Below are 783 nucleotides of genomic sequence, written 5' to 3'. Positions count from 1 at the left end.
ATGTTGGTGACGATGGTTTCACCGCTGGGGTTGCCATCCGCGTCCAGGATATCGGTCGTGGCGCGGACGATGTAGTTCTCAAAGTCCGAACGATAGGCCGAGACGCCGCCGATCAGACGACCCGACTGGTAGCGATAGCCCAGGTCGTAGTTGTTGCTGGTTTCCGGCTGCGGGTTGGCCGGCAGGCGGTCGTAGAGGTCGTCGGTGCGGGGCGAGGACAGGTTCTGCGAGAACGAACCGAAGACCTGCTGGTTCTCGGCGAAACGCCAGGTGACGTTCACGTTCGGCAGGATGTCGTCGTACTCACGCTCGAAACGAACCGGCGCGCCCGAGGTCGGGGCGACGAACGGCGTCTGGGCCGAGCAGTAGGCGTCGAAGGTGTTCTGCTGGTAGCAGTTGTTCTTCAGCGTGCGCGAGAAGAAGGGCGCGCGGATGCCGAAGTCGACGGTCAGGGCGTTGTCGAAGAAGTCACCGACGTACTGGAACGCGAACTGCTCCAGCTCAGCGGTCGAACGACGGTCACGCTTCTGGAAGACGGCGCCGTTCAGGGTCAGGATGGCTTCATCTTTGTTATAGCCGGCGAAGACGTCGTTCGGCAGGCCAGCCGGGTTCAGCAACGAATAGGCGCCGGTCTGACGATGAACGCCGAAATCGCGAGTGTACGACAGACGGAAGCGGTGGTTGTCGCTGAAGTCATAGATCAGCGAGCTGTTGACGCTGATGCGGTTGGTGTTGGTGTTCGAGGGCGAATAGAGACGCATCCGGTCCAGGATGTCACCGTCG

At 61.3% G+C, this 783-nt stretch carries 1 protein-coding gene; it reads right to left on the bottom strand.

What is annotated here, in order from left to right; all coding sequences use genetic code 11:
• A partial coding sequence (locus ACK4SE_RS13905; RefSeq protein ID WP_409693897.1) for a TonB-dependent receptor domain-containing protein occupies nt 1-783 on the bottom strand: 783 nt, incomplete at both ends.

Origin of the sequence: Brevundimonas sp. (assembly GCF_046293315.1) — a bacterium.
GTDB lineage: Bacteria > Pseudomonadota > Alphaproteobacteria > Caulobacterales > Caulobacteraceae > Brevundimonas.
Note: the sequence above shows the minus strand (reverse complement) of the source record. Positions and strands in the feature narration are given on the sequence as shown.